The organism is Microbulbifer elongatus (assembly GCF_020524885.1).
Lineage (GTDB): Bacteria > Pseudomonadota > Gammaproteobacteria > Pseudomonadales > Cellvibrionaceae > Microbulbifer > Microbulbifer elongatus_A.
On the sequence record NZ_JAIVKJ010000002.1, the window covers coordinates 14,822 to 41,496 of the forward strand.

The following is a 26,675-nucleotide window of genomic DNA, read 5'->3' on the forward strand; positions in this document are numbered from 1 at the left end:
ATCACTTCAATGTACTTGCGTTTCAGAGTTCGACAATCAGTTTTCCCTGGTTGCCACCGTTAAACAGCAGGTTAATGCCGTCAATCGCACTCGGCAGACCTTCGAGCACATGGGTACGGAAACGAATCTGGCCGCTCTGTACGTAGTTGGCGAGAGCCTCGCTCGCTTCCTGGGCCTTGTCCATATGATCGGGCAATACGAACCCCTCAATGCGCAGGCCTTTCAGGTTGATATCCATCCAATTCGGGCCGGGTACCGGTTGCTCGAAGTTATACTCCGCAATCATCCCACACACGACGATACGCCCGAAGCGGTTCATACGCGAGTATGCCAACTGTTGAATCGGGCCGCCGGTGTTTTCAAAAAACAGGTCAATTCCGTTCGGGCAGGCATCGTCCAGTTGCTCGGCGAGATCGTGGGTTTTGTAGTTGATCGCCTTGTCGAAGCCGAGCTCCTCTTCCAGCCAGCGACATTTTTCGTCACTACCCGCGGTGCCCACAACGCGAAGGCCTTCAGCTTTTGCGATCTGGCCTGCCAGTGAACCAACAGAGCCCGCGGCGCCGCTGATAACAATCGTCTCTCCCGCCTTCGGTTGGCCGATGCTGATCACGCCTACGTAGGCAGTCAAGCCGGTGACGTAGAACACGGACAACAGTGTTTCCGGGTCGATGGAAGCATCCACCACCTGCATTTCCTCGTTGCCAAGCACGTATTCCGCCCAGCCGGTAACGCCTATCACCTGCGCACCTACCGGATAGTTGGCGTTGCAGGAATCCACCACCTCACCCACCCCGTAGGAGCGCATCACCTCACCGATCTGAACCGGCGGTAGATAGCTGTCTTCCCGGGGATTTAGCCAGGTACGCATGGCCGGGTCGAGGGACATATAGGTCTGCTTGACCAGGAACTGGCCGTCTTCCAACGCTGGAGTTTCCAGTTCGACTATTTCGAAGATATCCGGCGTGATCTCGCCGCTTGGGCGCTTGGCTAGTTGGATGGCTTTGTAGTTCATGGCGTTCTCTTTTTGTGCACTACCAGCTCTATGTACTGACTGGCAAAAGACTAGTTTGTGCCGCCTTAGCCACTCGAGTGACGCCGGCACGATTTAGAGGCCCGATATTGTGCTCGGAACCACTCAAGAGAAACTTGTCAATTTACGCAAGATACTTGTCAATCTATGCCAAAAGCATCGGTTCTTGCGGACTTGGGCGATTATGCGTTTTGCGGAACGTCAGCGCAGCCAGGAAGGACGACAACGCTCGCGTGTGACTGTTCTGGAGGCACGAGCGTTTCCATTCGCCTGACGCCATTGACGGGGGCTAACGCCAAACCAGCGCCGGAACGCTTTGGAGAATGTCGCAAGGTCGACGTAACCAAGCAGGCCCGCAAGCTGGGTCAGGCTGATGTCAGATTCTTTCAGATAGCGCGTGGCTTCGGCCTGGCGAGTTTCGTTCAGTATCGCCTGAAAACTGGTGCCCTCTTCCATCAGCATGCGCTGCAAGGAGCGGGTTCCGAGCATCATGTAGTCGGCGACATAGTTAAGGGAGATCTGCCCGTTCGGCAGCATAGTGCGCAGCAGCTGGCTGACGAATGCGGGCAACTCTTTGGGGGCAAGCTCATCGAGTTTGTCGATGTGCGCTTGCATCAGGGCATGCAGTGCGGGGTCCGCATCACTTAACGGGGAGTCCAGCAACGCGGCATCGAAAGTCCACGCATTCCGGTCGCTGTTAAAGTTGGGAGCTGCATTGATTAGGCGCTGATAGCTACGCGCAGGAGCCCCGGCCGCGGTCTGGAGGTACAAGTCTGTGGGGTTCCAGTTGTTACCAAGCAACATTTTCAGCAGTTGGCGCCCCACCGCAGCCCCATGTTCGATTGCCTGCCGAGAGGGAATACCTTCGCGCAGTACTGGCATGTATTCGAGGATGGCGAGCTTGTTGTGCACTTCCATCTTCACTGCACCGCTACTTGAGTGCAGGTGATAGTAGCGAGCGAGTTCAGTGAGTGACTCGCCTACAGTGTTGGCGTTCTTTACCAGATAAAGCAGCTGGCCAAAGACCGCCGTGCCTGCACGCAGCCCAAGCTCCAGCCCAAAAAGTGGTCTGCCAGATTCCTTTGCACAGTCATCCAACAGTAGCGCCATACGCTGGTAGGAGATCATACTCTCCGGAAGCGACAGGATATCAGCGGGAAGGCCGGCTTTCTCCAGCATCACTCGCGCGTCAAGACCCGCCTCGCGACAGGCTTCGTCAAACTTTACCAGTGATGAAGCCCTGGAGAAATCTTCCATCGGAAAGACGATTACCTTCTTAAACCCAGACCTTAAACTTCGAGCCGGATGTTGCTCTATTGCTATCAGGCCAGGTCGAACCGGTCGGCATTCATCACCTTGGCCCAGGCAGCGACAAAATCCTGCACAAATTTTTCCTTGCTGTCGTCCTGCGCATATACCTCTGCATAAGCGCGAAGGATGGAGTTGGAACCGAAAACCAGGTCCACACGTGTTGCGGTCCACTTCACCCGATCATTTTTACGGTCGCGAATTTCATAGAGGTTTATGCCGGCGGGATTCCAGGTATTGCCCATATCGGTAAGATTGACGAAGAAGTCGTTGCTCAGTTCGCCCTCTCGATCCGTAAAAACCCCGTGTTTGCTGCCGCCGTGATTGGTACCGAGCACGCGCATACCGCCAACCAGAACAGTCATTTCTGGGGCGGTCAGCCCCATCAGCTGGGTGCGATCAAGCAGCATCTCCTCCGGTTGTACCGTGTAATTTTTCTTGAGCCAGTTACGGTAACCGTCGTGCAGCGGCTCCAGTACGTCGAAGGCTTCCACATCGGTCATTTCATCGGAGGCATCCCCGCGGCCCGGCGCGAAAGGCACGGTGATATCAAAGCCCGCGGCCTTGGCCGCCTGTTCCACCCCCAGGTTACCGGCCAGCACGATCACATCCGCAATACTGGCACCACTTTCGCTGGCGATGGGTTCTAGGACAGACAACACCTTTGCAAGGCGCTCCGGTTCATTGCCTGCCCAGTCTTTCTGCGGCGCCAAGCGGATACGTGCACCATTGGCACCTCCGCGCTTATCCGAACCGCGGAAGGTGCGCGCACTGTCCCAGGCCGTGGCCACCATTTCACCGATACCAAGACCAGCGGCAGCGATCTTGGCTTTGACGGCATCCACATCGTAATCGGTGCTACCCTTGGGCACCGGGTCCTGCCAGATCAGGTCTTCCTTGGGTACATCCGGGCCGATGTAACGCGCTCTTGGCCCCATATCGCGATGGGTGAGTTTGAACCAGGCGCGGGCGAAGGCGTCGGCCAGGGCGGCCGGGTCTTTGTAGAACTTCTCGGAAATCTTGCGATATTCCGGATCCATCTTCATCGCCATATCGGCATCGGTCATGATCGGGGTAGTGCGGATGGAGGGGTCTTCCACGTCGACCGGTTTGTCTTCTTCCTTGATGTCTACCGGCTCCCACTGCCAGGCGCCCGCCGGGCTTTTTTTCGGCTCCCACTCGTGATTGAGCAGCATCTCGAAATAACCGTTGTCCCACTGGGTCGGATGGGTAGTCCAGGCACCTTCCAGCCCACTGGTTACGGCATCGCGGCCGATACCGCGCTTGGTCTTGTTTAGCCAGCCGAACCCCTGGTCTTCTAGTTCACCGGCTTCTGGCTCGGGACCGAGCAGCGCGGCATCGCCGTTGCCGTGTGTTTTACCCACGGTGTGGCCTCCGGCGGTCAGCGCCACGGTCTCCTCGTCATCCATGGCCATGCGCGCGAAGGTCACACGCACGTCGTGGGCGGTCTTTAAAGGATCCGGGTTGCCATCCACACCCTCCGGGTTCACATAAATCAGGCCCATCATCACCGCGGCTAATGGATTTTCCAGATCGCGCTCGCCGGAGTAGCGACTGCCCTCACTGCCGGTGGGCGCCAGCCACTCTTTTTCCGAACCCCAATAAGTATCGATTTCCGGGTGCCAGATATCCTCGCGCCCGAAGCCGAATCCGAAGGTCTTAAGCCCCATGGATTCATAGGCGATGGTGCCTGCATAGGCAATCAGGTCTGCCCAGCTCAGCTTGTTGCCGTATTTCTTTTTGATTGGCCACAGCAAGCGGCGCGCCTTGTCCAGGTTGCCGTTATCAGGCCAAGAGTTCAGTGGCGCAAAACGCAGGTTTCCGGTGCCTGCGCCGCCGCGGCCATCGGCAATGCGGTAGGAGCCGGCGGCGTGCCAGGTCATGCGAATCATCAGACCACCGTAGTGGCCCCAGTCCGCCGGCCACCACTCCTGACTGTCGGTCATCAGGGCGTGCAGGTCTTTCTTGAGTGCGTCGAAATCCAGGGATTTCACGGCTTCCCGATAGTCAAAGTCCGGGGCTAGAGGATTCGGTTTGCGGTCATGCTGGTGCAAGATGTCGAGATTCAGCGCCTTGGGCCACCACGCCATCACCGTCTCGCCACACTCAGTCAGACTGCCGTGCACTACCGGGCATTGATTGGCGGAAATCGTATTGCTCTCTGTCATGAATCCATTCCTTTTCTTTGTCGATCGATGCTCGGTTTTTAGAACACAATTGAGCATCCATGCGCGACTGACTATTTTTGTAGATCAAGTGTCTCTCTATAACACCTCACGCCGCGCTTTGTGGTCTCTATCGGTCACCGCTGTTCGGTTAGGCGCCAGAAATTCCGAGAAGGCGCGACTACTCCGTCAATCCTGTGCTGACCGGTGTAAACAAAAGACAATGCCGGAAATGTTGAACCCTTCGCACGACAGCGGGATTACAGATTACTAGTATTCGCTCCCGCTTCCCCCGAGCGGAACCTCCAGTATCGGCTAACGTCTGAGATCACGGATACACCGTCCATGCCATGAAAGTCCCCATGACCCGCCACATCAAGCGCATTGTGAAAACAGGATTCCTGCTAGGCGCCGCCTTTGCCGTGTTCACCGCGCTGCTTGTTCTGTCTCTGCGCTGGATCAATCCGCCTTCGTCCATGGTGATCCAGCACTGGGAATGGCAAAGCGAGCGCAAGGCCCAGCATCGTTGGCGCTCCTTGGACCAGATCTCAACCAACCTGCAGATTGCGGTTATCGCCTCAGAGGACCAGAAATTTCCCAGTCATATTGGCTTCGACTTTTCTGCACTTCAGAAAGCATTGAGCGAAAACCGCAAACGCACCCGCGGCGCGAGCACCATCACCCAGCAGACGGCAAAAAATCTGTTCCTTTGGAACGGACGCAGTTATGTGCGTAAAGGATTGGAGGCCTGGTTTACACTATTGATGGAAACCTTGTGGTCTAAGGAGCGAATTCTCGAGGTCTATCTGAACATCGCGGAATTTGGCGAGGGAATTTACGGTGCAGAAGCTGCGGCGCGCAGTCACTTCGGTAAATCAGCGCAGCATTTAAACCGCTGGCAGTCGGGGCTTCTGGCGGCAGTATTGCCCAGCCCCAAGCGCATGTCGGCAAAATACCCCTCTGATTATGTTCAGGGGCGGGCATACACCATCAATCGGCAGGCTCAGCAGCTCGGCGGCGCAGGATATCTAAAGACCCTGTGAACAAGCACACCCCTGTGCACACATTTATCCACAGTCAGATTCCCCACAGTTTCCCGGGATAGGCCTGTGAATATCTACTGGATATCCCACAGGAGCCCAACAAAGTCGCCGGCGTCCGCACAGCGGTCAAAATTACGTCACAGTGAAGCGCATACAAGCTATTCATAGCATCCAGCGAATGGCCACGCTAACAGAGGGACTCCATGCATCAGACCAAGCTTGCCTTGTACACAGTTGTGAGCCTATTTAGCCTTGTAATTGCGCCAGTGACATCTGCCGATGGGCGAGAGTGCGGCGAGCCGAACCACTGCCTGGCACTCGAACTGCACAATCAGGTGCGCAGAGACCTGAATGCCGGGTATCTTCCCAATAGCCCGAAGCCGAACCCACCGGTGGCGATGCTGGTCCACGACCAGGCACTTGCGCGCACCGCGTTAAACTGGTCAGTGACCCAATGCAAGGCGCGGCGCGGACATAACAAACAGCGGCGTGAACACTTTATTGCCAACGGCGGCAACCCGGCCCATCCATGGGTGGGCGAAAATCTATACTTCGCCAGCCAACCCCTAACCGATGCCGAGGCTCTCAAACGAGCTGTTAGCGCATGGGCTGCGGAAGCAAGGGACTATCGCTACCAGCCGTTCAAGGTGATGAAGACCGGTCATTACAGCCAGCTGATCTGGAATACCATTGATACGATCGAAAGCGGCAAGAAAGTATCGCGCGCCGTTGGCTGCGGGGTATATCGCTGTGAAAAAGGCCGCTATAAAACCATCGTTACCTGTAACTACGCACCGGGCGGCAATATTCAGGGCGTGGTTCCATACCGTATTTAAGTGGCTCCCCGCTTGATCAGGCAGAGCCCTCTGCCTCATCCGTATTGAGTACAACTTTGCCGACCGATGTCCCGCTACGCAGCAATTCGATCGCGCTGTGTGCCTCGTCGAACGCAAATTCCCGCCCTACGACCGGTGCAGGTAATTCCAGCGAAGCACATCCCTCCAGTAATTCCTCGAATAGCGCCTGCTCCTGCCAAAGCCAGATCAGGTTAAAGGCCAGCACAGACTTGTTGCTACTGATCATGTCCATCACGTCATAGCGGGGGCGTCGCAGATACAACCAGGCAGCCTTTAACCAGTTAGGCTTGTCGCCCGGTGTGAACTCGGCGGCGCCGAAGACGATCAGGCGGCCGGTGGGTGCAAGCTCGCCGAAGGACTGCCGCTGGATCTTGCCGCCGATACCATCGAGCACAATGTGTAGCGGTCGCCCGCTTAACTGCTCGCGCAATTGTTCGGCAAAATTCTGGCCGCGGACGATCACCTCCGAGAATCCCTGCTCTGCAAGAAATGCGCGCTTGCTCTCGGAGCTGACTGTGCCGATCGGCGTTGCGCCCATTTGCGCAACCATACGCATGGCCTGTATCCCGACGCCGCCGGCGGCACTCTGGATTAACACCACCTGACCCGGCTTGACCGCGCCGAGATGCGTCAATGCGTAGTAAGCGGTCAAACTCTGTGCGGGAAAGGCGGCGCCCTCGGCAAAGCTCCAGTGCGCGGGAATTTTTCGGCAATGCTGCGGTGGTACATCGACAACGGTGGCGTAACCACCGAAACGGGTACAACCGTATACCCGATCACCCACCTGCAATTCCGTTTGTGCGCAGCCTCCCACCTCGCTAACCACACCGGCAAACTCCAGCCCGGGAATGAAACTGCCACTCGGTGTTGCGGAGTAGAGGCCGGTCAGCGCGAAGATGTCGGCGAAGTTCAGGCCGACGGCTTTTACCGCAACCCGAATCCGGTCACTGGCCAGTGACTGTACAGGTTCATCCTGCAACTTCAGGTTGCTGATAGCGCCCGCTTTGTCGGTGCGCCATACCGTCCTTGTTCCTGTGGCGGTTACGGGTGCGGTTGCTGCCATGCTCAATCCTGTCTTTTCAAGTCTGCCGGCAGACTAACGGGCAACGACCATTTTCGCCAGCAGACTGCATATGGCCCATCGGTCGCTCCCAGGTTTGTTCCACTACCTCGCATGCTGTATAACCATACAGCACTGCGAAACCTCCGCTTCTTGTCCTCTACAGTACCCTGCTTCTGCTATGGCCGAACCTGTCGAACTGGCGCCCGATTATTACCTCAACAATTTCCGCTCACTGGTGGATTTTGTGGTGTCGCGCTATGCCGAGTTGCTGCCGGCGGGAGAGCAGCGGTTTTACCAGCAGTTTCTACAATTGCAGCCCGATGGCCAGCGACTCTACGTGCGCCTGCTGTCCCGCAAGGGTGTGTGCTCATCCGTCGGCGCCCTGTTCCGGCAGAACAAGCTCGCCTACACCGAGATCGGCGACCTGTCAGCAGCCGCTGAAGAGCTGTCAGAGAGCGGGCTCTTGCTGCGCAACCCGACTCTGCCACTGCAGGAAATCCTGCCCCTGTTCACCAAAAGTGAACTCTTCAACTGCTCTGTCGAAGCACTGCCAAAAAATCTGAAACGTCCGGCCCTGGAACTGGCGCTACTGGAGCAGGATTGTACGGAGATTCAACAGGCGCTGACCGCCGAGCCGCTACTGGCGGTGCAGGCTGCGGAACACTTTGACACCTTCAAGCTGTTGTTTTTCGGCAACCTGAACCAGGACCTGACCGACTATGTGCTGCGCGACCTGGGTCTCTTCCGCTACGAGCGCTACCCGCTGGAGCGGGAACAGCTGCCGTTTCAGACACGCACACAGATCGAGCAGTACTTGCGCTACTACCAATGTCTGCGGGAATCCGAGTCCGCACTGGCGGCCGATACCGATGCCATCAACACACTGGCCGCACAACTGCCGGTGGGCATCGATGGCGACAGTACCCTGGAGCGGCGGCTGGATCGCTTGCGCCTGACCCTGGCGCGGCAACTGGAGCGGCTCGATGCCCTGAGCGATGCCGAATACCTGTATCGCCAGTGCACCCGCCCGCCGGCGCGCGAGCGGCGAGCGCGTATCGCCGTCAACCTCGGTGATACCGAGACCGGCCTGGCACTGTGCTCGGAGATTCTCGCCAATCCGCACAGTGAGGCGGAAAGAGAATTTGCCGAGAGCTTTGGGTATCGCAGCGCGAAAAAAACCGGTTTCACTGCGGATTGGCCGGCGCCAACCCGACACCGGCCGCCCACCGAAACGGTCGCGCTGCCCCCCGCTCAGGAGCGGGTGGAATTACTCGCAGCCAGCCACCTTGCGCCAGCCTCGTCCGGTAACCAGTGTTATTACGTGGAGAACACTCTGTTTAACGGGGTGCTGGGCCTGGCTGTATGGGACATCGTGTTTGCACCGATCCCGGGTGCCTTCTTCAATCCCTTTCAGATCGCACCGAGCGATTTCCGCACTGCCGATTTTTATCCACAGCGGCGCACAGCGTTCGAGCGACGGATGGCGGAATTTGAGCGAGGAAAGCTGAGCGAGTGGGTGTGGCGACACTTTCACGATAAACGTGGTATCGCCAATCCACTGGTCGTCTGGGAAGCCCTGTCTGAGCCGCTACTGAACCTGGTGCTGGAACGCGTCCCCGCCGATCACTGGCGGGCACTATTCCGGCGCCAGCTGCGAGATATCGCCAGTCATCGCAGCGGTTTGCCGGACCTGATCCTGTTCCCGGAGCACAGCGGCTACGAACTGGTAGAAGTGAAAGGCCCCGGCGATCGCCTGCAGCAGAATCAGCAGCGCTGGCTCGCTTATTTCGCACAACACGAAATCCCCCATCGCGTGTTGCACGTGGAGTTTCAGCCTTGAACATACAAGTGGCAGCCGATGCGGTTCTACAGCTCTCGGTAGGCGAGCTGGTGGACTTCGCCTGTCGCACGGGTGATCTGGTAGCAGATACCAACGCTGGGCCATCCGCACTGGAAGGCATCCGCGCACACCAGAAACTGCAGAAAAAAAGCCCCCCTGGCAGCGAGATTGAGTATCGACTCCAGCTAGAGCTCGAACAGGATGGGCAGGCCGTTGCCCTCAGCGGTCGCGTGGATATCCTGCACCCTCAGGCCGACCTCCACCGCCCGGTGCAGCTGGATGAAATCAAGACCACTTATGTGCCCCCACAAGCACTGCCAGACTCAACGCGCGCGCTGCACTGGGCACAGCTAAAAATTTATGGCTTCTGCTATGGCCTGCAAAATAACTATAAATGCGACGATACCCTCGCGCTGCAGATGCTGTGGCATAACCTCAAGGAAAACAAAACCTACCCGGAATTACAGGAATTCCACTGGCGCGAACTGGAAACTTTCGCGCGCGGAGCTCTTGCGCAATATGTGGCGTGGCATCAGCGCTGGCAGGCGCATCAGCGGGCGGTGCGTGCATCGGCACAGGCGCTGGAGTTTCCGTTCAGTCATTATCGCAGCGGACAGCGGGAGTTGGCGGTGGCGGCCTACCGCTGCCTGCGCGATGGCGGTGAACTGGTAGTCGAGGCGCCTACCGGAATCGGCAAAACCGTCAGCACCCTGTTCCCGGCGGTGAAGGCGCTGGGGGAAACCGAGCTCGAACAGCTGGTCTATCTCACCGCAAAAAACTCCGGTCGGCAGGTGGTACGCGAAACTGCCAGGCGCCTGCATGACCAGGGATTGAAATTATCGGTGCTGGAACTGCAGGCGCGTGACAAAACCTGTGCCTGTAGCCTGGGACTTTGCAGCCGCGATGACGAAGGCATCTGCCCGCGCACCCGCGGCTTTTTTGATCGCCTGCCCGAGGCCCGCCAGAACCTGTTCGCACAAGCACAACTGACTTCCGAGGTTGTCGCGCAGGAAGCGGATCGCCTGCAGTTGTGCCCGTTTGCGCTGTCACTGCAGATGCTGCCCTGGGCGGACCTTGTGGTATGTGACTTCAATTACGTGTTCGATCCACTGGTGCAAATGCAAAGCCTGGTGGATACACGCCGACAGCGTGCACTTCTGATCGACGAGGCACACAACCTGGGCGACCGCGCGCGTGGTATGTTCAGCGCCAAACTCAGTCGCAGCGACAGTCGCCGTGCGGCAGCCGAATGCAAAGACTCCCACCCGGGCTTGCGGCGAGCAATCCAGTCACTGGTGCGGGCACTGGATAAATGGGCCAATGTGCAGCGAGACACGCGAACGGAAGGCGATCGTCCCGCCGGCCCTATTTCTACAGGGGCCGAGCTTTGGATAAACCGCCCCGGGGATACGCCCCCCCTGGCGGTTGGCACTGCGGTCCAGAAAGTACTGACCGCCGCCAACCAGTTATGGGAAGCCTCACAGTCACCACCGGAGGCGATCGGCGACTGGCTAAAAAACCTGTTCCGCTACCAGACCATCGAACAGCTGGCAGGCGAACACCATCGCTGCATTACCCGAGCACAGCGCTCCGGCAACCCGGACAGCCGTTGGCAGGAGCAGGAACTGGAGCTGTTGTGTCTGAATGCAGCGGTTTACTTGCAGCAGGCCTATGGCCTTTTCCACAGCGTGATCGCCTTTTCCGCCACCCTGCGCCCACCACACTATGTGTACCGGCAATTGGGGTGGCAGCCGGAATCCCCTTACCTGCAACTATCATCGCCATTTCGCAGTGATCAGCTGGGGCTGTTCCTGTGTTCTTATATAGATACCCGCTACCGCGCACGCCAGGCAGCCACGGGCGCCCTGGTAGAGTTGATTGCCCGCACCATTCACAGCCGACCGGGCAATTATCTGGTATTTTTTCCTTCCTACCGCTTTTTACAGCAGGTGGCAGTGCACTTTGCCGAGCACTTTCCGGATATTGCGCTGGTACAACAGGAAGCCGGCAGTTCGGATCAGCAGCGCAGTCAATTCCTGGAACGGTTCAGGGAGGGCCAGCGCACCCTCGGCTTTGCGATCATGGGCGGCATCTTTGGTGAAGGTATCGATTACGTGGGCGAACAACTGGTGGGCACCATTGTGGTGGGTACCGGCCTGCCGCAGGTGAATGAGGAGCAGGAACTGCTGCGCAGCGATTGTGAAGCGCGCGGTGAGAACGGCTTTGATATCGCCTACCGCTACCCGGGCCTCACCCGCGTGCTGCAGACTGCCGGAAGGGTCATCCGCAGCGAAACCGACCGTGGCGTCGTGATTCTGGCCGACTATCGCTTTACCGAACCGTTTTATCGAAGCCTTTATCCGCAACACTGGGAACCGCGGATCTGCAGCAATGGCAACATACTCAGTGCCGAGTTAGATCAGTTTTGGGAAACCCCTTAGCAAAGGCCATGGTATTAGACCGAAAATTCTATCGTCGCAGCCCACACCAGCGCACAGCACAGAATCTGCGGGAAGACGTCAGCTTTGTCGATGTGCGCAAGCGATTTGACTTTCGCGGCATCAAAATTGGACGCTGGGTGACGGAAGCGGAAAAGGCGCGCGCCGCAGGGCTGTTTTACGATGCTCTGGTGGACCTGATGACCATACTTCAGGGCCGCGAATTACTGGTATCCCTGCGCGGTACGCTCGCGTTTCAATACGGCAGTGGTGGCCGCCCGGGTATCTCCGCCCACTACGAGCCAGGCACCCGCACCTTCGCCCTGGCCAAGAACGCCGGCCCGGGCGCCATCGCCCACGAGTGGTTTCACGCCCTGGACCACTATCTGGCCGACAAGGCCTTCAGCGACGCGCCCGGCAATATGTTTGCATCGGAAGCCTGGCTGCGGGATGCCACTCCGGTTCCCCACCCGATCAACGATCTGCTATTTGCCTGTTTTCGCACTGTGATGCTGGACGACAGCGGTGAAAACCCCAGCGAGATGTTCCGGGCTTCGAAAGCGGCGGACAAGGCCAATGGCTGCATCTACTACGCAGACCCAGCAGAAATGTGTGCGCGCGCTTTCGAAGCTTTTGTACAGGACTCGGCAATTTCGAATAATTTTCTGGTCTCCGGCACCAAGGTGACCGAAGAGGCAAAGCTGGGACTCTACCCCCGCGGTGAACACAGGCAGCGAATCAACGGGGCCTTTTCCCGATATTTTCTCGCTTTGGGGCGCGCACTGAGCGCGCAATCTCGCTGAGCAGTGGAATGTTTCCGCTGGACAGTTCGCTATTTTGACGCGGCAATAAACTCATCCATCTGCACTTCCAGCATATCCATCGGCAAGGCTCCATTGGCCAGTACCGCGTCGTGGAAAGCACGCAGATCGAACTGGTTGCCCAGCGCCTGCTCGGCTTTCGCGCGCAGTGCACGGATTTTTATCTCACCCATTTTGTAAGACAGCGCTTGTCCGGGCCAGGAGATATAGCGGTCTACTTCCGCGCGCACATTCGCTTCGGACAGTGATGTATTGTCCGACAGATAGTCCAGTGCCTGCTGCCGCGTCCAGCCCTGTGAGTGGATTCCGGTATCGATCACCAGGCGGGCGGCGCGCCACATTTCATAGCTAAGACGACCAAACTGCTGGTAGTCATCTTCATAAACACCCATTTCCACACCGAGACGTTCCGTATACAGCGCCCAACCTTCACCGTAGGCGCTCAGATACAGGTTCCGGCGGAACTTGGGCACATTTTCCAGCTCCAGGGAAAGGGCCCCTTGCAGGTGGTGGCCCGGTGCTGCCTCGTGCAGGGTTAGCGCCACCAGTTCATACATGGGGCGCTGATCCAGCGCATGGGTATTCAGCCAGTAGGCGCCACCGCGATTACCACCAATGGCCGCCGGGTTGTAGGAGGCGGTGGTGTAGTTGGGAGCAATTTCATCCGGCACTGGCACCACCCCATAGGGCAGCCGCGGCAGCGTGCCGAAGAATTCCGGCAGGCGATAGTCGATACGCTTGGCGATATACGAAGCCTCCTTCAGCAGCTCCCGCGGTGTCTTTGCATAAAACCGGGGGTCGGTACGCAGGAACTTGGTAAACGCTTCAAAGTCACCATTGAAGTCGGTTTCTTCGTTGACCTTCTTGACCAGCGCGTTCATCTCACTGCGGATTCGTTTTACTTCCGCGAGGCCTGTCTTGTGGATTTCAGCCGGGTCCATATCCATGGTCATGTAGGTGCGGATGGCGTGGCGATAATAGTCGCCGCCTCCCGGGAGATCTTCTGCAGCGAGGGAGTCGCTGGCAGCCTGCATATACTCCCCTTCCAGAAAGCTGGCCACCCGATCAAAGGCGGGAATTGCATGCTCCTGTATGGCTTTTTTACCTGCAGTTTCTATCTCTTGTTTCTCGGCCGAAGAAAAGCTCTCGGGGAATTTCTCAAAAGGCTCATACAGACTGCTTTTCTCTGCGTCGTCATGGACCTGAGCGCGTACGGTTGGTGCGATCCCCTCCACAACGATTTTTGGCAAAACAAATCCATCATCGATACCAGCACGCATATTTGCGATGTTTTCATCGAAATAGCGGCCAATATCCTCGAGCCGCTTGATGTAATCCTGATAGTCAGAAACCTGCGGCATATTCAAACCGCGACTCGCGCTCAGCGCCGTGTTCCAGAAACTGTAAAAGGTGTTGACCGGAATGCGATCCAGATACAGCTCATTAGATTCTATGGAGTTATTCAGTACCCACAGCAGCAGGTCCCGGTTAACCCGCTCGTCGGGCGTTAATGAATTCCGGTCAATCTCCTGTAGACGAAGGACAAACGCTTTCTCTGCCGCCAACCGGCGGGCGCGGTCTTTTTCCGATACACCGGGTAGGCGATCGTTGTAGCGCTTATCCGCCATTCGACTCGCATCGGTAGGGTTTTCCCGCAGGTAGTACTCCCAGTGGTCATCGATGACCTTCTGCAGTTGCGCACCGGTAGTCTCAGCCTGGCTGTAGGGCGAGACGGCGAGCAGGATGAACAAAGCTGAAAGAACCAGCCGATGGGAATGTCGCATTACATGCGGGAGAAAAAAGCACATACCGGGGTACTCTGGATGATCTGACGTCACCGGTACAATATCACGACACAGGATCTTCAGCACCGAAGCTTAGGCGCGGCGCTCTCAAATAGTAATTAGGCTATAGGTGCTTGTTCAAACAATGCTCTTGATCAGGCCACCTTCCGCCTTGATGCTGGCGCCATTGATGGCCGCACTCAACGGCGATGCAATAAACGCGACGACGGACGCTATTTCTTCGGGGCGGATAAAGCGCTGCAGCAATGAATCGGGCTCGGTTTCTTTGAAGAACTCGGCCACGAACTCCGATTCGGACTTTCCCTGAGCCTCAGCGCTCTCTTTCAGCCACTGGCTTACCCCTTCTGTGAGGGTCGGACCGGGTAACACCGAATTCACCGTGACATTGCGGCCACAGCCCTTGGTCAGGTTGGCAAGACCGCGACCGATAACAATCTGTGCGCCTTTGGTCATGGAGTAATGCACCATGCTTTCCAGCCCTCGCATACCTGCCTCGCTGGCGATGTTGATAATGCGGCCGAACTCCTGTTCACGCATCCGCGGAAAGAAGTGGCGACACAGGCGTACGGTACTCAGCACGTTGATATCAAAAAAACGCTGCCACTCTTCATCCGCAATCTCATCAAAGGCCGCCGGGTTGAAAATTCCCATGTTATTGACCAGCACATGGAGAGGGCCAATCTTGTCGATCTCACTACAGAGGCGAGCGGCATCTTCCGCCCGTGACAGGTCACCGTCAATGGGGATAACCTCCCCCGGTCCCGACATGTCGCTTGTCGCATCAGCGGTTCCGGAGCGTCCATTTACGATCACTCTTGCGCCCTCCTGCAACAACGTTTCCGCTATGGCCCTTCCTATGCCCTTGGTAGAACCACTGATAAATACAAGCTTGTCAGCCAGCTGCAGGTCCATAAGTTTTCCTGGTGCCGTAAATACGTCGGGGAAGGGTAGTATCGAAGGTGAGATGACGGCAGGGTCACGAGGTTAGGTGCCGGGATTGCCAGCACCATCCGAATCAGACCACTGCTGCTGTCGCACGTTACCTCGCCGCAGCGACTGGGACGAGCAGTGATGGATCTGGCATCTACACTGAAACACGAAATACAGGAAGTTAAGAAGATCCTGGAAGGAGCTAACGTCGTGTTCTTAGGTAATTTTTCTCAGGTCGCGGGCATACGATTGCCAGTGGCCTTTGCCGCGATAATTTTGACAACGCTAGGTTCAGTGTCAGCGAAGGCCACAGAAGGCGGCATCGGTTACTACGTGCCCGGCACCGTGGCGACACTGATTGACCGCGCACCAGTACAGACTGGCTGGGTATTCGAGCCGATGCTAATGAGTTACAGCGGTGAGTTGAGCACCGACGTCTCGGTAGAGGTTGCTGGTCTGATTACCGCTGGTATTGACGTCGACATCAACGCTTTTGTACCCGGTGCGCTCTACACATTTGAAAACACAGTGCTCGGAGCAAAGTATACGGCCGGGCTCTATGGTTCCTGGGTAGACGTGGATGTAACCGCCCGGCTCGATAGCAGCCTGGGCTCCTTTCGACGGAACGATTCCGCATCCGGTCTCGGCGACACCACACTCATGCCGCTAATGATGGCCTGGGTGGACGGAAACTGGCAATACAACGCACTTCTACCTGTGCATGCACCAACGGGCGACTACAAGCTCGGACGTCTCGCCAATCCGGGACTGAATTACTGGGCGGTCGACCCTACCGTGGGTATCTCGTATGCCAATATGGAGACCGGATTTAACGCCACACTGTTCACCGGTCTCATGATGAATGAGGAGAATTCGGATACCGACTACCGCAGCGGGCGACTTTTACATTTCGATGGTAGCTTGCAGCAGATGATGAAAGCGGGGGACGGTTTTGTCACCGTGGGAGTCAATGCATTTCTGCTTAACCAGATTGGCGATGACCGCAATCAAAGGCCTGTCGTTGGCGCATTTCGCACAAAATCCGCCGGTATCGGTCCAACAGTTGGCTACATGCTGCCGATGGGAAAAGACAATATCGTGATGGAATTTCGCTGGCTGCCGCAACTGGACACCAAAAACACCACGGAAGGAGATTACTTCTGGTTCAAGTTTGTGTACCAGCTTGGAACTGGCAAGCAAAAGTAACTTCAGTTGAATTTGAGCATCAACAAAGCCACCTGTTGCGGTGGCTTTTTTGCGCTCAAGTATTTTTAATCTACGCACTATTATTCGATTCGGGTTTAGCGGTCACTTGTTAGCGATCTCCAGGATACCGATAATCGTCTGTTCAAGCACAGTCGTCAGCGTAAACGGGGAAGCAAACAATGAAGGATGTATGTGTGGCCGCGGTACAGATGGTAAGCGGCGAGCGTGTGGATGAAAATCTTGCCCAAGCATATGAACTTGTACGCGAAGCAGCCACAGGTGGTGCGAAGCTGGTACTCCTCCCGGAAAATTTTGCGCATCTCGCCGATGGCGGCAGTGTTTCTGCCGCTGAGCCCTTCGCCGATGCGGTTGCCCCCCCATCCTCCCAGTACCCCATTCAGTGCGCGCTGCACAGCTGGGCAGCGGAGTTCGGCATCTGGCTAATTGCCGGTGCCGTGCCCCTACTTGAAAGAGGGGATGGCACCCCCGTTAGCAACCAGCGCACTCGCTCTGCCAGCCTTGTATACGATGACCGGGGTATGCTGCGGGCACGCTACGACAAGATTCACCTTTTCGATGTGGACGTCGACGATACCGCCGGTCGCTATCGGGAATCCGCCAGTATCGAGCCGGGTGAACAGACGGAAGTTGTTGCGACGCCCTGGGGGCAAGTCGGACTGAGCATCTGTTTTGACCTGCGCTTTCCCGAGCTCTATCGTCAGCTAGCAGGAAATGGGGCAGAAATACTTACCGTGCCTGCGGCATTTACCCACACCACAGGAAAGGCGCACTGGATGACGCTGTTACGCGCGCGTGCGATCGAGAATGGATGCTTTGTGATAGCGGCAAACCAGGGTGGTGAACACTCTGCAAAAAGACGCACCTGGGGTCACTCGGCGATTATCGATCCCTGGGGAGAGGTACTTGCCGAGGCGGACGAGGGTGAAGCGGTGATTATAGCCACGCTCAGCGCAGAAAAGCTGACAAAAGTACGGCGAAGCATGCCGCTGCTATCCATGCGCCGACTCTAAAAATTACCACCAATAAAAAAGGCCACCGATCGGTGGCCTTTTTATCTGCGAACAATATGGTGGTGTCAGCTCTGCTCCACCGTTTGCTCGATGCGCCCGAAGATGGACTGGCCTTTTTGATCCAACATCTCAATCGCAATCTTGTCGCCGAACTGCATAAAGGAAGTGCTGGGTTTGCCTTCCTGAATAGTTTCAATCATGCGAATTTCAGCAATACAGCTGTAGCCAACGCCACCCTCTTTCACCGGTTTGCCGGGGCCACCGTCGAGTTTGTTCGATACGGTGCCGGAACCGATAATGGTACCCGCGCCGAGTGGGCGAGTTTTGGCAGCGTGGGCGATCAGCTGGCCAAAGTGGAAGGTCATGTCCACACCCGCATTTGGCTCGCCAAATTTTTCACCGTTCAGTTCAGACACCAGCGGCAGGTGCAGCTTGCCCTCTTTCCAGCTGTCGCCCAGTTGCGCCGGGGTGACGCACACGGGAGAGAAAGCGCTGGAAGGTTTGGACTGGTAGAAACCGAACCCTTTACCCAGTTCGTTGGGAATCAGGCCGCGCAGGGAAACGTCGTTTACCAGCATCACCAATTTGATGTGCTGCAAGGCATCCTCGGGAGAAACACCCATGGGGACATCATCGGTAATAACCGCAATTTCCGCCTCAAAGTCGATACCAAAGCCTTCGGACTGTGGCATTTTTACCGGCTCGCGCGGGGCCAGGAAGGTATCGGAACCGCCCTGATACATCAGTGGGTCAGTCCAGAAGCTTTCCGGCATTTCCGCGTTGCGCGCCTTGCGCACCAGCTCCACATGATTCACGTAGGCGCTGCCATCGGCCCAGTGGTAGGCACGCGGTAGCGGCGAGTGGCACTTGCCCTGGTCGAAGGCTTCACCCTCAATTTCGCCACTATTGAGTTTTGCCTGCAGCGCTTCAAGTTGTGCGGACTTCTCCGCCCAGTCGTCCAGTGCGCTTTGCAGGGTCGGGGCTATTTCGGCTGCGGATGCCATGCGGTTCAGATCGTCGCTGACTACTACAAGCTGGCCATCGCGGCCGGATTTCAGGCTGGCTAACTTCACTGTGCCTTCCTCTCAATTGATTTGTTGTTACGGATCGAGTGCCTTGAACTCTTCCTCACCGTGCATCCAGGCCGCGTGGCGTGGGGCTTTCTTGGTGCGGGACCACTCTTCCAGCATGTCTTCGGCGACACGCTTCAACTCTTTGTGCATACCGGGCTTGGCGGTATTGGCGGCGAGTTCGATACGGTGTCCGTTCGGGTCGAAGAAATAGATGGACTTGAAGATGGTGTGGTCGGTGGGACCTAACACATCAATGCCAGCGTTTTCGAGCTTCTGCTTCATTGCGAGCAGCTCGTCCATACTTTCCACTTCCATCGCGATATGCTGCACCCACTGGGGAGTATTTTCATCGCGGCCCATGTCCGGGGAATTTGGCAGCTCGAAGAACGCCAGTACATTGCCCTGCCCCGCGTCGAGGAAAACGTGCATGTACGGGTCAGGTGCCCCCGTAGAGGGCACCTTGTCTTCGGCAATGGCGAGCTGGAATTCCATGCCCAGAAGATCGCGGTAAAACTCCACGGTTTCCTTGGCATCGCGGCAGCGGTAGGCCACGTGGTGGATTCTTTGAATAGCCATGTAGGCCTCCAGGCTTTTATTCAGGCTTTATTGAAAGATGACGCCGGTCAGGCAGCGTCTTCCTCACCTTTTTTGCCGATCACACCGCGCTTCAGCTGGTCGCGCTCGATGGATTCGAACAGCGCCTTGAAATTGCCCTCACCAAAACCTTCGTCTTCCTTGCGCTGGATGAACTCGAAGAATACCGGGCCCAGCATGTTGGCAGAGAAGATCTGAAGCAGCAGGCGCGGCTGGCCACCTTCAGTGGTGCCGTCCAGCAGCAGACCGCGCTTTTTCAGCTCATCGGTGGGCTCGCCGTGGCCGGGGAGACGCTCTTCCAGCATTTCGTAATAGGTTTCCGGAGGCGGGGTCATGAATTCCATACCCTGCTTCTTCAGACGGTCCCAACAGGCCACTAGATCGTCACACGCGAACGCAATGTGCTGGATGCCTTCGCCGTTGTACTTCATCAGGAACTCTTCGATCTGGCCGCCGCCACCGGCTGCCTCTTCGTTCAGCGGGATACGGATCTTGCCGTCTGGCGCAGTCATGGCCTTGGACAGCAGACCGGTGTACTCGCCCTTGATATCGAAATAGCGGATCTCACGGAAGTTGAACAGGTCTTCGTAATACTTGGCCCAGTAGTCCATACGACCGCGATACACGTTGTGAGTCAGATGGTCCAGGGTGTGGAAGCCACAGCCTTCCGGATGCTTGTCCACGCCTTCCAGCCAGTGGAAGTCGATATCGTAGATGCTCTCGCCTTCTTTATAGCGGTCGATCAGGTACAGGGTAGCACCGCCAATACCCTTGATCGCCGGCAGGCGCAGTTCCATCGGGCCGGTTTCCACTTCTACCGGCTGTGCGCCCTTCTTGAGCGCTTCGTTATAGGCAAAAGTGGCATCTTTCACACGAAATGCGAGGCCGCATGCGGACGGACCGTGCTCGCGAGCGTAGTAGTCGGCGTGGCTGCCCTTCTCATAGTTTGTGATGAAATTGATGTCACCCTGACGCCACAGCTCCACGTCTTTTGTACGGTGACGCGCCACCTTGGTGAAGCCCATGGCCTCGAACACGGTTTCCAGAATGCCCTTTTCCGGCGCGGTGAATTCCACGAATTCAAAGCCGTCCAGGCCCATCGGGTTCTCAAATAAATCGGCCATGTGATCCTCCTTATATAGGATTCGTTATCGCGACCATCGACGCGGCTTGTGGCGGCGGAGGTCCAGGGTGGTTTCAGGTGCAACGAATTTAGTTACGCGTGTAACTAATGTCAAGAGGCGGTATCGGCTGAAGTGTAGTGCGCGGCACCAGATACCGGTGCCCGCGCACATTTTGCGAAGAAATCGCTTATGAACTTGTCACAGTTATCCGGACACGGGCCTTGGAAAAGTTGCCCTGCCCATCCGCTGCCCAGTAATAGAAGGCGTCATCACCGCTGGTGAACAGGGCGGGAACGTATGTGATGGTGCCATCACTATTGATATGGACCTGGCCATTGCGGGGCTGTAACAGGCCATCGATGGCCAGGGGGTCTCCATCCGGGTCGGTATCGTTGGCCAGCAGATCGAAGGTGATGGGCTGGCCCGCCTGAGTGGTGAAGGTGTCATCTGCGGCCGCAGGCGGCTGGCTGTCCAGGTTGATTGGGCCGCCGTATACGGCACCTCCCCAGGGTCCACCACTATTCTGCATAGCGACTTCTACATCGGGGCCAAGGCGGGTTTTCAGGCCATATTTGTGGATTTCACCGGTGGCTCGGTCGCTGAAATACTGCTCCACGACAGCATAGGAGTCGCCATTGGCGGCACTGAAGTAGCCGTCCTTTTCGAGAATGGCGATCATATCGAACACCGGGGTACCAAGGGTATCGACACCTGAGGGGAGTGGAGCCTCGCCAACGCTGTCGATTTTTTTACCCTGGTAGTCAACGCCGGCGAAAGCGAGGGTAGAGGGGCTCAAGTACTCGAAAGGTTCCTCTAAAGAAAGGTTAAAACGGCCGGGCTCCAGCGCGTCATCAGTCAGAATCAAATCCATTTCCGGGTCAAAGTCCACCAACTCGGTTTCGACCTCGATATACTTTCCCCCAATTACGACCAGCTGATCCTTGCCTGTGGGTTCGTTACTGGTGTGCTCTTTACTGAGAATCACCCCCTCAGGAAAACCCTGAATAAGAGCATTTCGCACGACCATATCTGAAGTGTTCACCCCCAGTTCAATACCGTGGAGTGGGCTGCGGTAGGACTCCGGGGTGCTACCAATCAGATCGAAGTTTCGTATCAGGTAGTGGGCGGTATATTCAATCAGTGCACCGACGCGCACCTCCCAAGCGGTAAAGTTGCTGAGCACGGTGTACACATCGTGCTGCTGCAACGTGTTGGCTTTAACCACCACCAGACCGACAGTAGAAGCGAATGCCTCATTACCATCGAAGTCGCGAATGGGAACATCGTCAGCGGTAGCGTCTTGCCCGAGACCAAGTGCTTCAGGCAACATAAAACGCTCTGGAGGGATTTTCAGCATGCCGGTGCCGCGGTGGAAGTAAACAAAGCCGTGGTTCACACTGGCAGCGACGTTATCGAAAGTGCGCACCATACGCCCCTGAAACCAGAAACCGGAACCGCTGCGAGCGATGTCGAAGGCCTGGACGTCAGAACCGTTTTTCGGGTTTATCGACCGGTTGCCCTCCGCTCGAATCGCTATATTATTTCGCCATTCGCCAGTTTCATTCCCGGTTTCCGCTACAAACCCCGCGCCAAAAGTATCGAAGCTGACATTAGCTATTAGTGAAGCGTGACTGTCATGATGCACATAGCCCCAGCCCGGCGAGCGGAATACCGCATTACCAATAGCGATGGCGGGGTTGCGTTGGTCGCTAGTACCGGTTCGGTGAAAATGAAAGCTATAGCGACCCCGCACATTACTGTCCGGTAACACCGGGTCCAGCTCCCCTACATCAAAGCTGACCACCGATTTGTCTGTGCGACCCAGCTCATCGAAAGCGGCATAGCGCACGTCTACCTGCTGGCTGTGCATAAACATTACGTGGCCCCGCTGGTGAGCTGGAAGCTGTGCGCCGTTTTCGCTGGCGACAGTGACATTACGAGTCATATTTGCCACCGAAATTTTTAGATCCGCGCGCGGGGAGAGATGATCCAGCTCGAGGGGGGCGTCGAGTGTGATGCGATTACCCACTATCTGCAAGATAGTCCTTACCTCATCCTGGCTGCCATGATAAGCAGCGTCCGATATGTTGGGATCCCACTTCCAGCCAGAATATCGGCTACCAGCAACTATCAGGCGGTCACCCACTCGCCAGTTATCCGGCTCTGCCTCCATCAGTAAAAATTCATCGCCACTGCGGGGATCACTCTGCACCTTCATATGCGGTGTTTTTATTGCACCGTGTATACGCGTGTTACCGTGAGCGATGATGCCGCGGCTCAATAGTAAAGGATCCCAGGATGTATCGATATTTCCATTGGCGGCGATAATCATTCGAGCACTGAATTGGTGCGGTAACGGCTCTGCGCGGCTACCAATTTCCAATGTGCCGCCACCAGCGAGGTAAAATGTATCGAACACCATTTGTGTTGTGCGATCGGTGGCGAAACGCAGGGTGCCGTCAACCCTCACAGTATGCAGCTTCGCATCCACATCCAAGTTATAGGTAACCTTTACCCCCTCGCGCACAACTACTCTTGCACCGATACCGGGCACTGACTTGTTATGCCATATCTCTGGATTACACCAATCTCCGTCGTCCACTGCAACGTGGGTGGCCTGTGTATATTCCACCAGCGCCAGCGACGCCATGTGCTCTTCCATCAGTGATCCGCGGTGGTTCGGCATAGGCCCCTCTTCCAAGGCCGGCAGTGGATAACTACCCTCAGGGTCAATACTCTCGCCAGGAGCTAGGCAGGCAGTACTATCCGAGGGCTCTGGCTTTGACTCCGGCTCTGGCTCTAGAGACACTTTTGGTTCCGGTTCGGGTTCCGGATCTGGAAACACTTTTGGTTCCGGTTGGTGTGCCGGTTCTGGAGGCACTTCCGGGACGAGCTCGTGTGGAGGGGCGGGATCTTTCAAGGGCGGCTGGCGACCTGAGCCACTGTCCCTCCCGCTAGGGCAACCGCTCAACAAAATCAAACAGGCCAAAAGAAGAAAAATCAGTGAAAATGTTCGGATGCGCTCTGTACGTTTTTCTGAAAGTAATTCCCTGTGCGACATCCCGATTGCGTACCTCATACCTCAAACCTCTATATTCCTTATATTCCTTTAAGTCCTTAAATTGTCTTCATATTCATTATTTTTTTTCTGATGGCATTCCCGGAAATTTCCGAGAAGTCGTAGTCGCAGTAAGCCTATTCGGTGTATCTCAGGTACACAAAAACACAGGTTCCAGTAGCTGCCGAAAATTCAAGGAGCCGACTCCAGTCACATTTTTGGGATCAAATAAGTAGAAAAGCGGAGGTTCACCTGGGTGTTTTCAGCGCTTAGATCCTCGGAAAACATATTTAAACGACCGTGAAATAATAAAGAGCATACGTTTTGGCAAAGGCGCACACACAAAAATCGCCGAGACTCTATTGCAGCTGGGCCATTACGAAGAATACTGCGCCAAATAAAGAAGCGAGCGCCAACTTTGTTGACCGTGTCGCGAAAAATATGATACGAATTGCACGAAACGCAAAACTAGGTGACAAGGAATGTCTAAGATAAATCGCGTAGATCACATTACGTACGCCGTTGCGGAAGGCATGATAGAGAAGTGAGGCTGGTATCACATTGAAGGGGAAGGTGGCACCCTGACAAAGCGCATCGATGACGTTCGCCCGGAAGATTCCAACAGCAGTATGAAGCTTTGGTGTATCGACTTCAAAAATTTTGGCATGGTACTAGTCGAAGGCATAGACCGCGCCAAAACCAGCCAGGTATCGGCCTTCGTCAATCGCCACAGCGTCCAGCATATCGCATTTGATACACCCAGCCTCGAAAACTTCGTTGACCACGCCATGAGCCTAGGCACCAATCTGCGTGGTAGGCAGCTGGTCAACGACGATGGTTTCGGCACGCTCAAGCAGCTGTTCGGCAAGGGATATGCTAAGCAAGACGCCGCTGAGATGTCCTTTCCGGAATATATCGAACGCCCCCGGGGCGGAGCGAAGGGCAAAGAGGTGAATACCGATGTGCCGCAAAACACCGGCAAGAACTTTTACCAGCGTATCGAAGACGCCCGCGACTCCAAAGACACGTCAACGCTAACAGACTTCTCAATGATGCCAGCGGAGTGGTCCCCTGAGCCGCAGCCCAGCAAGCGAGAAACCACTCAAACAACCGAAGAGCCGGCCCTTGCGTGACCGCCATAGCACGTCGGAGCCCCCGGGCTTTCTGGAGCTTCTCGGCAGAGCGCAAAATGAAGGCGGAGAGAAGATCCCGCAAGCTTCTCGAGCTTTTATCAGGGAGGGCGGCCGACAAGCGAACAGTCAACCTCCTTGTGCATTCTTCGACACCTTACGTTTTTCCTACTGTGGCACACCCGATCTTTATGAGATGAGCGCCGATTAAATTGGCGCGAAAATATAGCCAGTTTGTACCTGATTCTGGGCGAAATAGAAATTTTCCTCCAGCGCGCTTGGGGCTAAGCGTGTCGTGACTGAATGGTGAAAATCAGCGACTACATGATAGCAATACACGACGGGCAACATAGTGGAGCACTTAGGCGGCGGGGAATTAGCCTTTCCTTAATTCACCTGAAGAGCTTGAAAGGGAAGGTGCCAAATTTTAGTTGCGCATTATTTTCGTTGCTATAAAATTTTCGACATATAGACCAAGCGCACTGAGAAAACAATCGGGGATTTAAAAATTTTGGTGAACCTTGTCACCAAACCATAAATTTATTTTGGTTCTGCGTATTGTATGCCCCTTCGAACCTTAGCTGGATTTGCTTTGTCGAGTGGGATAGGCCGCCAACAACGAAAATCGGAGTTTGGTGCGCCAATTGCATGAGCAGTCTTACAGTATACGCATCAGCGGATGATGCGTACTTACCCAAGGGAGTGGGGAAATGCACCAAGGATGGATTCGTGTTCATCGCAGCAGGCTGATAGCCTATTATCGCCTACTGGATATTTTACTGATTTTAAGTGTACTTGGCGTATGTCTTTACGCTCTGGGGCACAGCCTAACGAAAGACTGGCTAATTGCCGGTTTGTTGGCCTCCGTGTTCTTTGCCTTCCTTTCTGAGTCATTTGAGCTTTACCGCTCTTGGCGGGTGGACTCCTACTTGAAGATGTGCGGCAAGACGGTCCTTGCGTGGTCTTCCGTATGCTCCGTACTATTGCTGATCGGTTACTTTGCCAAAGTGGGCGAAGACTACTCACGCTTGGTCATGGGCACCTGGTTTGTCAGCACATTGCTGCTACTCAACTTTTGGCGATTTAGCCTTCGTCAGATCCTTTTCTACTTGCGCGTCCACGGCAAAAATACCCGGCCGGCCGTCATTATAGGCGTTACCGATTCCGGCTTGCGTCTGCAGCAAGATTTCGCCTCCAACCCACAACTCGGCATTCACGTACGCGGCTTTTTCCGCGCTGCTGAGGCGTCTGAGCTTTCATCCGAGCACCCACGCGCCGCTGCGGCGGAAGTACTCGGCAATGTAGATCAGGCAGTGGCCGCGGCGCGGGCGGGTGAACTCGACCTGGTGTATATCGCACTCCCCATGCGCGAAGAAGACCTGATCGGTGAAATTTTGGCTCGCTTCGCCGATACGACCGCCACGGTGCATATTCTGCCCGACTTCTTTGTCGCTAATATGCTACACGCGCGCTGGCACCAGGTGGGCCAAAGCAACCTGCTCAGTATTTATGACACCCCAATTGAGGGCTTCAATAACTGGCTAAAGCGTCTGGAAGATCTGGTGCTGGGAAGCATCATCATCTCACTTCTCTCGCCCGTGATGCTCGTTGTCGCTGCTGGAGTTTGCCTGTCCTCACCCGGGCCAATCCTGTTCAAGCAGCGTCGTTATGGGCTGGACGGCCGCACCATCGATGTTTGGAAGTTCCGCTCGATGGTGACACAGGACAACGGCCCCAAGGTGCGTCAGGCCACCAAAAATGATGCTCGTATTACGCCATTCGGTGGCTTTATCCGGCGCACCTCTCTAGATGAGCTGCCGCAGCTCTTCAATGTACTGCAAGGCCGGATGTCGATCGTCGGGCCTCGACCGCACGCGGTCGCCCACAACGAGGAGTATCGGCAGTTAATCAACGGCTACATGCTGCGCCACAAGGTCAAGCCGGGTATCACGGGCTGGGCACAGATCAACGGATGGCGCGGTGAGACCGACACACTGGACAAGATGAGCAAGCGTATCGAATACGATCTGCACTACATCAGAAACTGGTCGATCTTCCTGGATCTGCGCATTCTGTTCCTTACAGTATTTCGGGGCTTTGTTTCCAAGAACGCCTATTAAAAGTGGCGCTGGGGGAAG

At 56.0% G+C, this 26,675-nt stretch carries 19 protein-coding genes; 9 read left to right on the top strand and 10 right to left on the bottom strand.

The genetic code is table 11. From position 1 onward, the window contains the following. Nucleotides 1-22: 22 nt before the first annotated feature. The 3 genes from LC059_RS07430 to katG all read right to left on the bottom strand — a co-directional run bounded on the left by LC059_RS07430 (nt 23) and on the right by katG (nt 4,527). Nucleotides 23-1,012: an NADP-dependent oxidoreductase gene (locus LC059_RS07430; RefSeq protein WP_226703213.1), complete on the bottom strand. Its 990-nt coding sequence runs from the start codon at nt 1,010-1,012 to the stop codon at nt 23-25. Between the two features lie 219 nt (nt 1,013-1,231). Then, the gene (locus LC059_RS07435; protein ID WP_226703214.1) at nt 1,232-2,287 is read right to left on the bottom strand and encodes an AraC family transcriptional regulator; all 1,056 of its coding nucleotides are present in this window, start codon (nt 2,285-2,287) and stop codon (nt 1,232-1,234) included. A gap of 65 nt (nt 2,288-2,352) precedes the next feature. After that, entirely contained in the window at nt 2,353-4,527 is a 2,175-nt protein-coding gene (katG, locus tag LC059_RS07440; protein WP_226703215.1) for a catalase/peroxidase HPI, read from the bottom strand. 359 nt (nt 4,528-4,886) lie between these two features. Here katG and mtgA point away from each other — a divergent pair, with 359 nt between their 5' ends. Further along, on the top strand, nt 4,887-5,567 hold the full coding sequence (mtgA, locus tag LC059_RS07445; RefSeq protein WP_226703216.1) for a monofunctional biosynthetic peptidoglycan transglycosylase: 681 nt from the start codon (nt 4,887-4,889) through the stop codon (nt 5,565-5,567). 203 nt (nt 5,568-5,770) lie between these two features. Continuing rightward, entirely contained in the window at nt 5,771-6,403 is a 633-nt protein-coding gene (locus LC059_RS07450) for a CAP domain-containing protein (protein ID WP_226703217.1), read from the top strand. A gap of 16 nt (nt 6,404-6,419) precedes the next feature. On the opposite strand, the gene LC059_RS07455 is transcribed toward LC059_RS07450, so the two are convergent. Beyond that, nucleotides 6,420-7,487: a zinc-binding dehydrogenase gene (locus tag LC059_RS07455; protein ID WP_226703218.1), complete on the bottom strand. Its 1,068-nt coding sequence runs from the start codon at nt 7,485-7,487 to the stop codon at nt 6,420-6,422. 178 nt (nt 7,488-7,665) lie between these two features. Between LC059_RS07455 and LC059_RS07460 the strand changes: the two genes are divergently transcribed. The 3 genes from LC059_RS07460 to LC059_RS07470 are packed head-to-tail and all read left to right on the top strand — an operon-like array spanning nt 7,666 to nt 12,568. Continuing rightward, nucleotides 7,666-9,327, top strand: a complete 1,662-nt coding sequence (locus LC059_RS07460; protein ID WP_226703219.1) for a VRR-NUC domain-containing protein — start codon at nt 7,666-7,668, stop codon at nt 9,325-9,327. Then, on the top strand, nt 9,324-11,768 hold the full coding sequence (locus tag LC059_RS07465; RefSeq protein ID WP_226703220.1) for an ATP-dependent DNA helicase: 2,445 nt from the start codon (nt 9,324-9,326) through the stop codon (nt 11,766-11,768). The genes LC059_RS07460 and LC059_RS07465 overlap by 4 nt, the downstream gene beginning before the upstream one ends. 8 nt (nt 11,769-11,776) lie before the next feature. Further along, nucleotides 11,777-12,568 (top strand): CLCA_X family protein, encoded by a 792-nt coding sequence (locus tag LC059_RS07470; RefSeq protein ID WP_226703221.1) that lies wholly within the window; start codon nt 11,777-11,779, stop codon nt 12,566-12,568. Between the two features lie 29 nt (nt 12,569-12,597). On the opposite strand, the gene LC059_RS07475 is transcribed toward LC059_RS07470, so the two are convergent. Beyond that, on the bottom strand, nt 12,598-14,337 hold the full coding sequence (locus LC059_RS07475) for a DUF885 domain-containing protein (protein ID WP_226703222.1): 1,740 nt from the start codon (nt 14,335-14,337) through the stop codon (nt 12,598-12,600). A 171-nt stretch (nt 14,338-14,508) separates the two neighbouring features. Then, on the bottom strand, nt 14,509-15,303 hold the full coding sequence (locus tag LC059_RS07480; protein ID WP_226703223.1) for an SDR family NAD(P)-dependent oxidoreductase: 795 nt from the start codon (nt 15,301-15,303) through the stop codon (nt 14,509-14,511). Between the two features lie 159 nt (nt 15,304-15,462). On the opposite strand from LC059_RS07480, the gene LC059_RS07485 reads away from it, so the two are divergent. Together LC059_RS07485 and LC059_RS07490 are read left to right on the top strand one after the other, a co-directional pair. Beyond that, a complete protein-coding gene (locus tag LC059_RS07485; protein ID WP_226703224.1) occupies nt 15,463-16,527 on the top strand; it encodes a transporter in 1,065 nt (354 codons plus the stop codon). Between the two features lie 179 nt (nt 16,528-16,706). Beyond that, nucleotides 16,707-17,558 carry a carbon-nitrogen hydrolase family protein gene (locus LC059_RS07490; RefSeq protein ID WP_226703225.1) on the top strand — a complete coding sequence of 284 codons (852 nt, stop codon included), beginning with the start codon at nt 16,707-16,709 and terminating at the stop codon, nt 17,556-17,558. A gap of 65 nt (nt 17,559-17,623) precedes the next feature. Here the strand turns inward: LC059_RS07490 and LC059_RS07495 are convergent, their stop codons facing one another. The 4 genes from LC059_RS07495 to LC059_RS07510 form a co-directional block, all read right to left on the bottom strand. Next, nucleotides 17,624-18,631 carry a fumarylacetoacetate hydrolase family protein gene (locus LC059_RS07495; RefSeq protein ID WP_226703226.1) on the bottom strand — a complete coding sequence of 336 codons (1,008 nt, stop codon included), beginning with the start codon at nt 18,629-18,631 and terminating at the stop codon, nt 17,624-17,626. 27 nt (nt 18,632-18,658) lie between these two features. Then, a complete protein-coding gene (locus LC059_RS07500) occupies nt 18,659-19,207 on the bottom strand; it encodes a VOC family protein (RefSeq protein WP_226703227.1) in 549 nt (182 codons plus the stop codon). A 47-nt stretch (nt 19,208-19,254) separates the two neighbouring features. Further along, entirely contained in the window at nt 19,255-20,349 is a 1,095-nt protein-coding gene (gene hppD / locus LC059_RS07505; RefSeq protein ID WP_226703228.1) for a 4-hydroxyphenylpyruvate dioxygenase, read from the bottom strand. Between the two features lie 187 nt (nt 20,350-20,536). Beyond that, nucleotides 20,537-23,035, bottom strand: coding sequence for an Ig-like domain-containing protein (locus LC059_RS07510; RefSeq protein WP_226703229.1), 2,499 nt, complete (start codon nt 23,033-23,035; stop codon nt 20,537-20,539). 1,001 nt (nt 23,036-24,036) lie between these two features. Between LC059_RS07510 and LC059_RS07515 the strand changes: the two genes are divergently transcribed. Then, the gene (locus LC059_RS07515; protein WP_226703230.1) at nt 24,037-24,540 is read left to right on the top strand and encodes a hypothetical protein; all 504 of its coding nucleotides are present in this window, start codon (nt 24,037-24,039) and stop codon (nt 24,538-24,540) included. Between the two features lie 707 nt (nt 24,541-25,247). Further along, on the top strand, nt 25,248-26,657 hold the full coding sequence (locus LC059_RS07520; RefSeq protein WP_226703231.1) for an undecaprenyl-phosphate glucose phosphotransferase: 1,410 nt from the start codon (nt 25,248-25,250) through the stop codon (nt 26,655-26,657). Nucleotides 26,658-26,675: the final 18 nt, after the last annotated feature.

Coding starts and splice junctions, on each gene's coding strand:
- LC059_RS07430 (WP_226703213.1), bottom strand. CDS start 1,012: ATGAACTACAAAGCCATCCAACTAGCCAAGCGCCCAAGCGGCGAGATC.
- LC059_RS07435 (WP_226703214.1), bottom strand. CDS start 2,287: ATGGAAGATTTCTCCAGGGCTTCATCACTGGTAAAGTTTGACGAAGCC.
- katG (WP_226703215.1), bottom strand. CDS start 4,527: ATGACAGAGAGCAATACGATTTCCGCCAATCAATGCCCGGTAGTGCAC.
- mtgA (WP_226703216.1), top strand. CDS start 4,887: ATGACCCGCCACATCAAGCGCATTGTGAAAACAGGATTCCTGCTAGGC.
- LC059_RS07450 (WP_226703217.1), top strand. CDS start 5,771: ATGCATCAGACCAAGCTTGCCTTGTACACAGTTGTGAGCCTATTTAGC.
- LC059_RS07455 (WP_226703218.1), bottom strand. CDS start 7,487: ATGGCAGCAACCGCACCCGTAACCGCCACAGGAACAAGGACGGTATGG.
- LC059_RS07460 (WP_226703219.1), top strand. CDS start 7,666: ATGGCCGAACCTGTCGAACTGGCGCCCGATTATTACCTCAACAATTTC.
- LC059_RS07470 (WP_226703221.1), top strand. CDS start 11,777: ATGGTATTAGACCGAAAATTCTATCGTCGCAGCCCACACCAGCGCACA.
- LC059_RS07480 (WP_226703223.1), bottom strand. CDS start 15,303: ATGGACCTGCAGCTGGCTGACAAGCTTGTATTTATCAGTGGTTCTACC.
- LC059_RS07485 (WP_226703224.1), top strand. CDS start 15,463: ATGGATCTGGCATCTACACTGAAACACGAAATACAGGAAGTTAAGAAG.
- LC059_RS07490 (WP_226703225.1), top strand. CDS start 16,707: ATGAAGGATGTATGTGTGGCCGCGGTACAGATGGTAAGCGGCGAGCGT.
- LC059_RS07500 (WP_226703227.1), bottom strand. CDS start 19,207: ATGGCTATTCAAAGAATCCACCACGTGGCCTACCGCTGCCGCGATGCC.
- hppD (WP_226703228.1), bottom strand. CDS start 20,349: ATGGCCGATTTATTTGAGAACCCGATGGGCCTGGACGGCTTTGAATTC.
- LC059_RS07510 (WP_226703229.1), bottom strand. CDS start 23,035: ATGCCGAACCACCGCGGATCACTGATGGAAGAGCACATGGCGTCGCTG.
- LC059_RS07515 (WP_226703230.1), top strand. CDS start 24,037: ATGAAGCTTTGGTGTATCGACTTCAAAAATTTTGGCATGGTACTAGTC.
- LC059_RS07520 (WP_226703231.1), top strand. CDS start 25,248: ATGCACCAAGGATGGATTCGTGTTCATCGCAGCAGGCTGATAGCCTAT.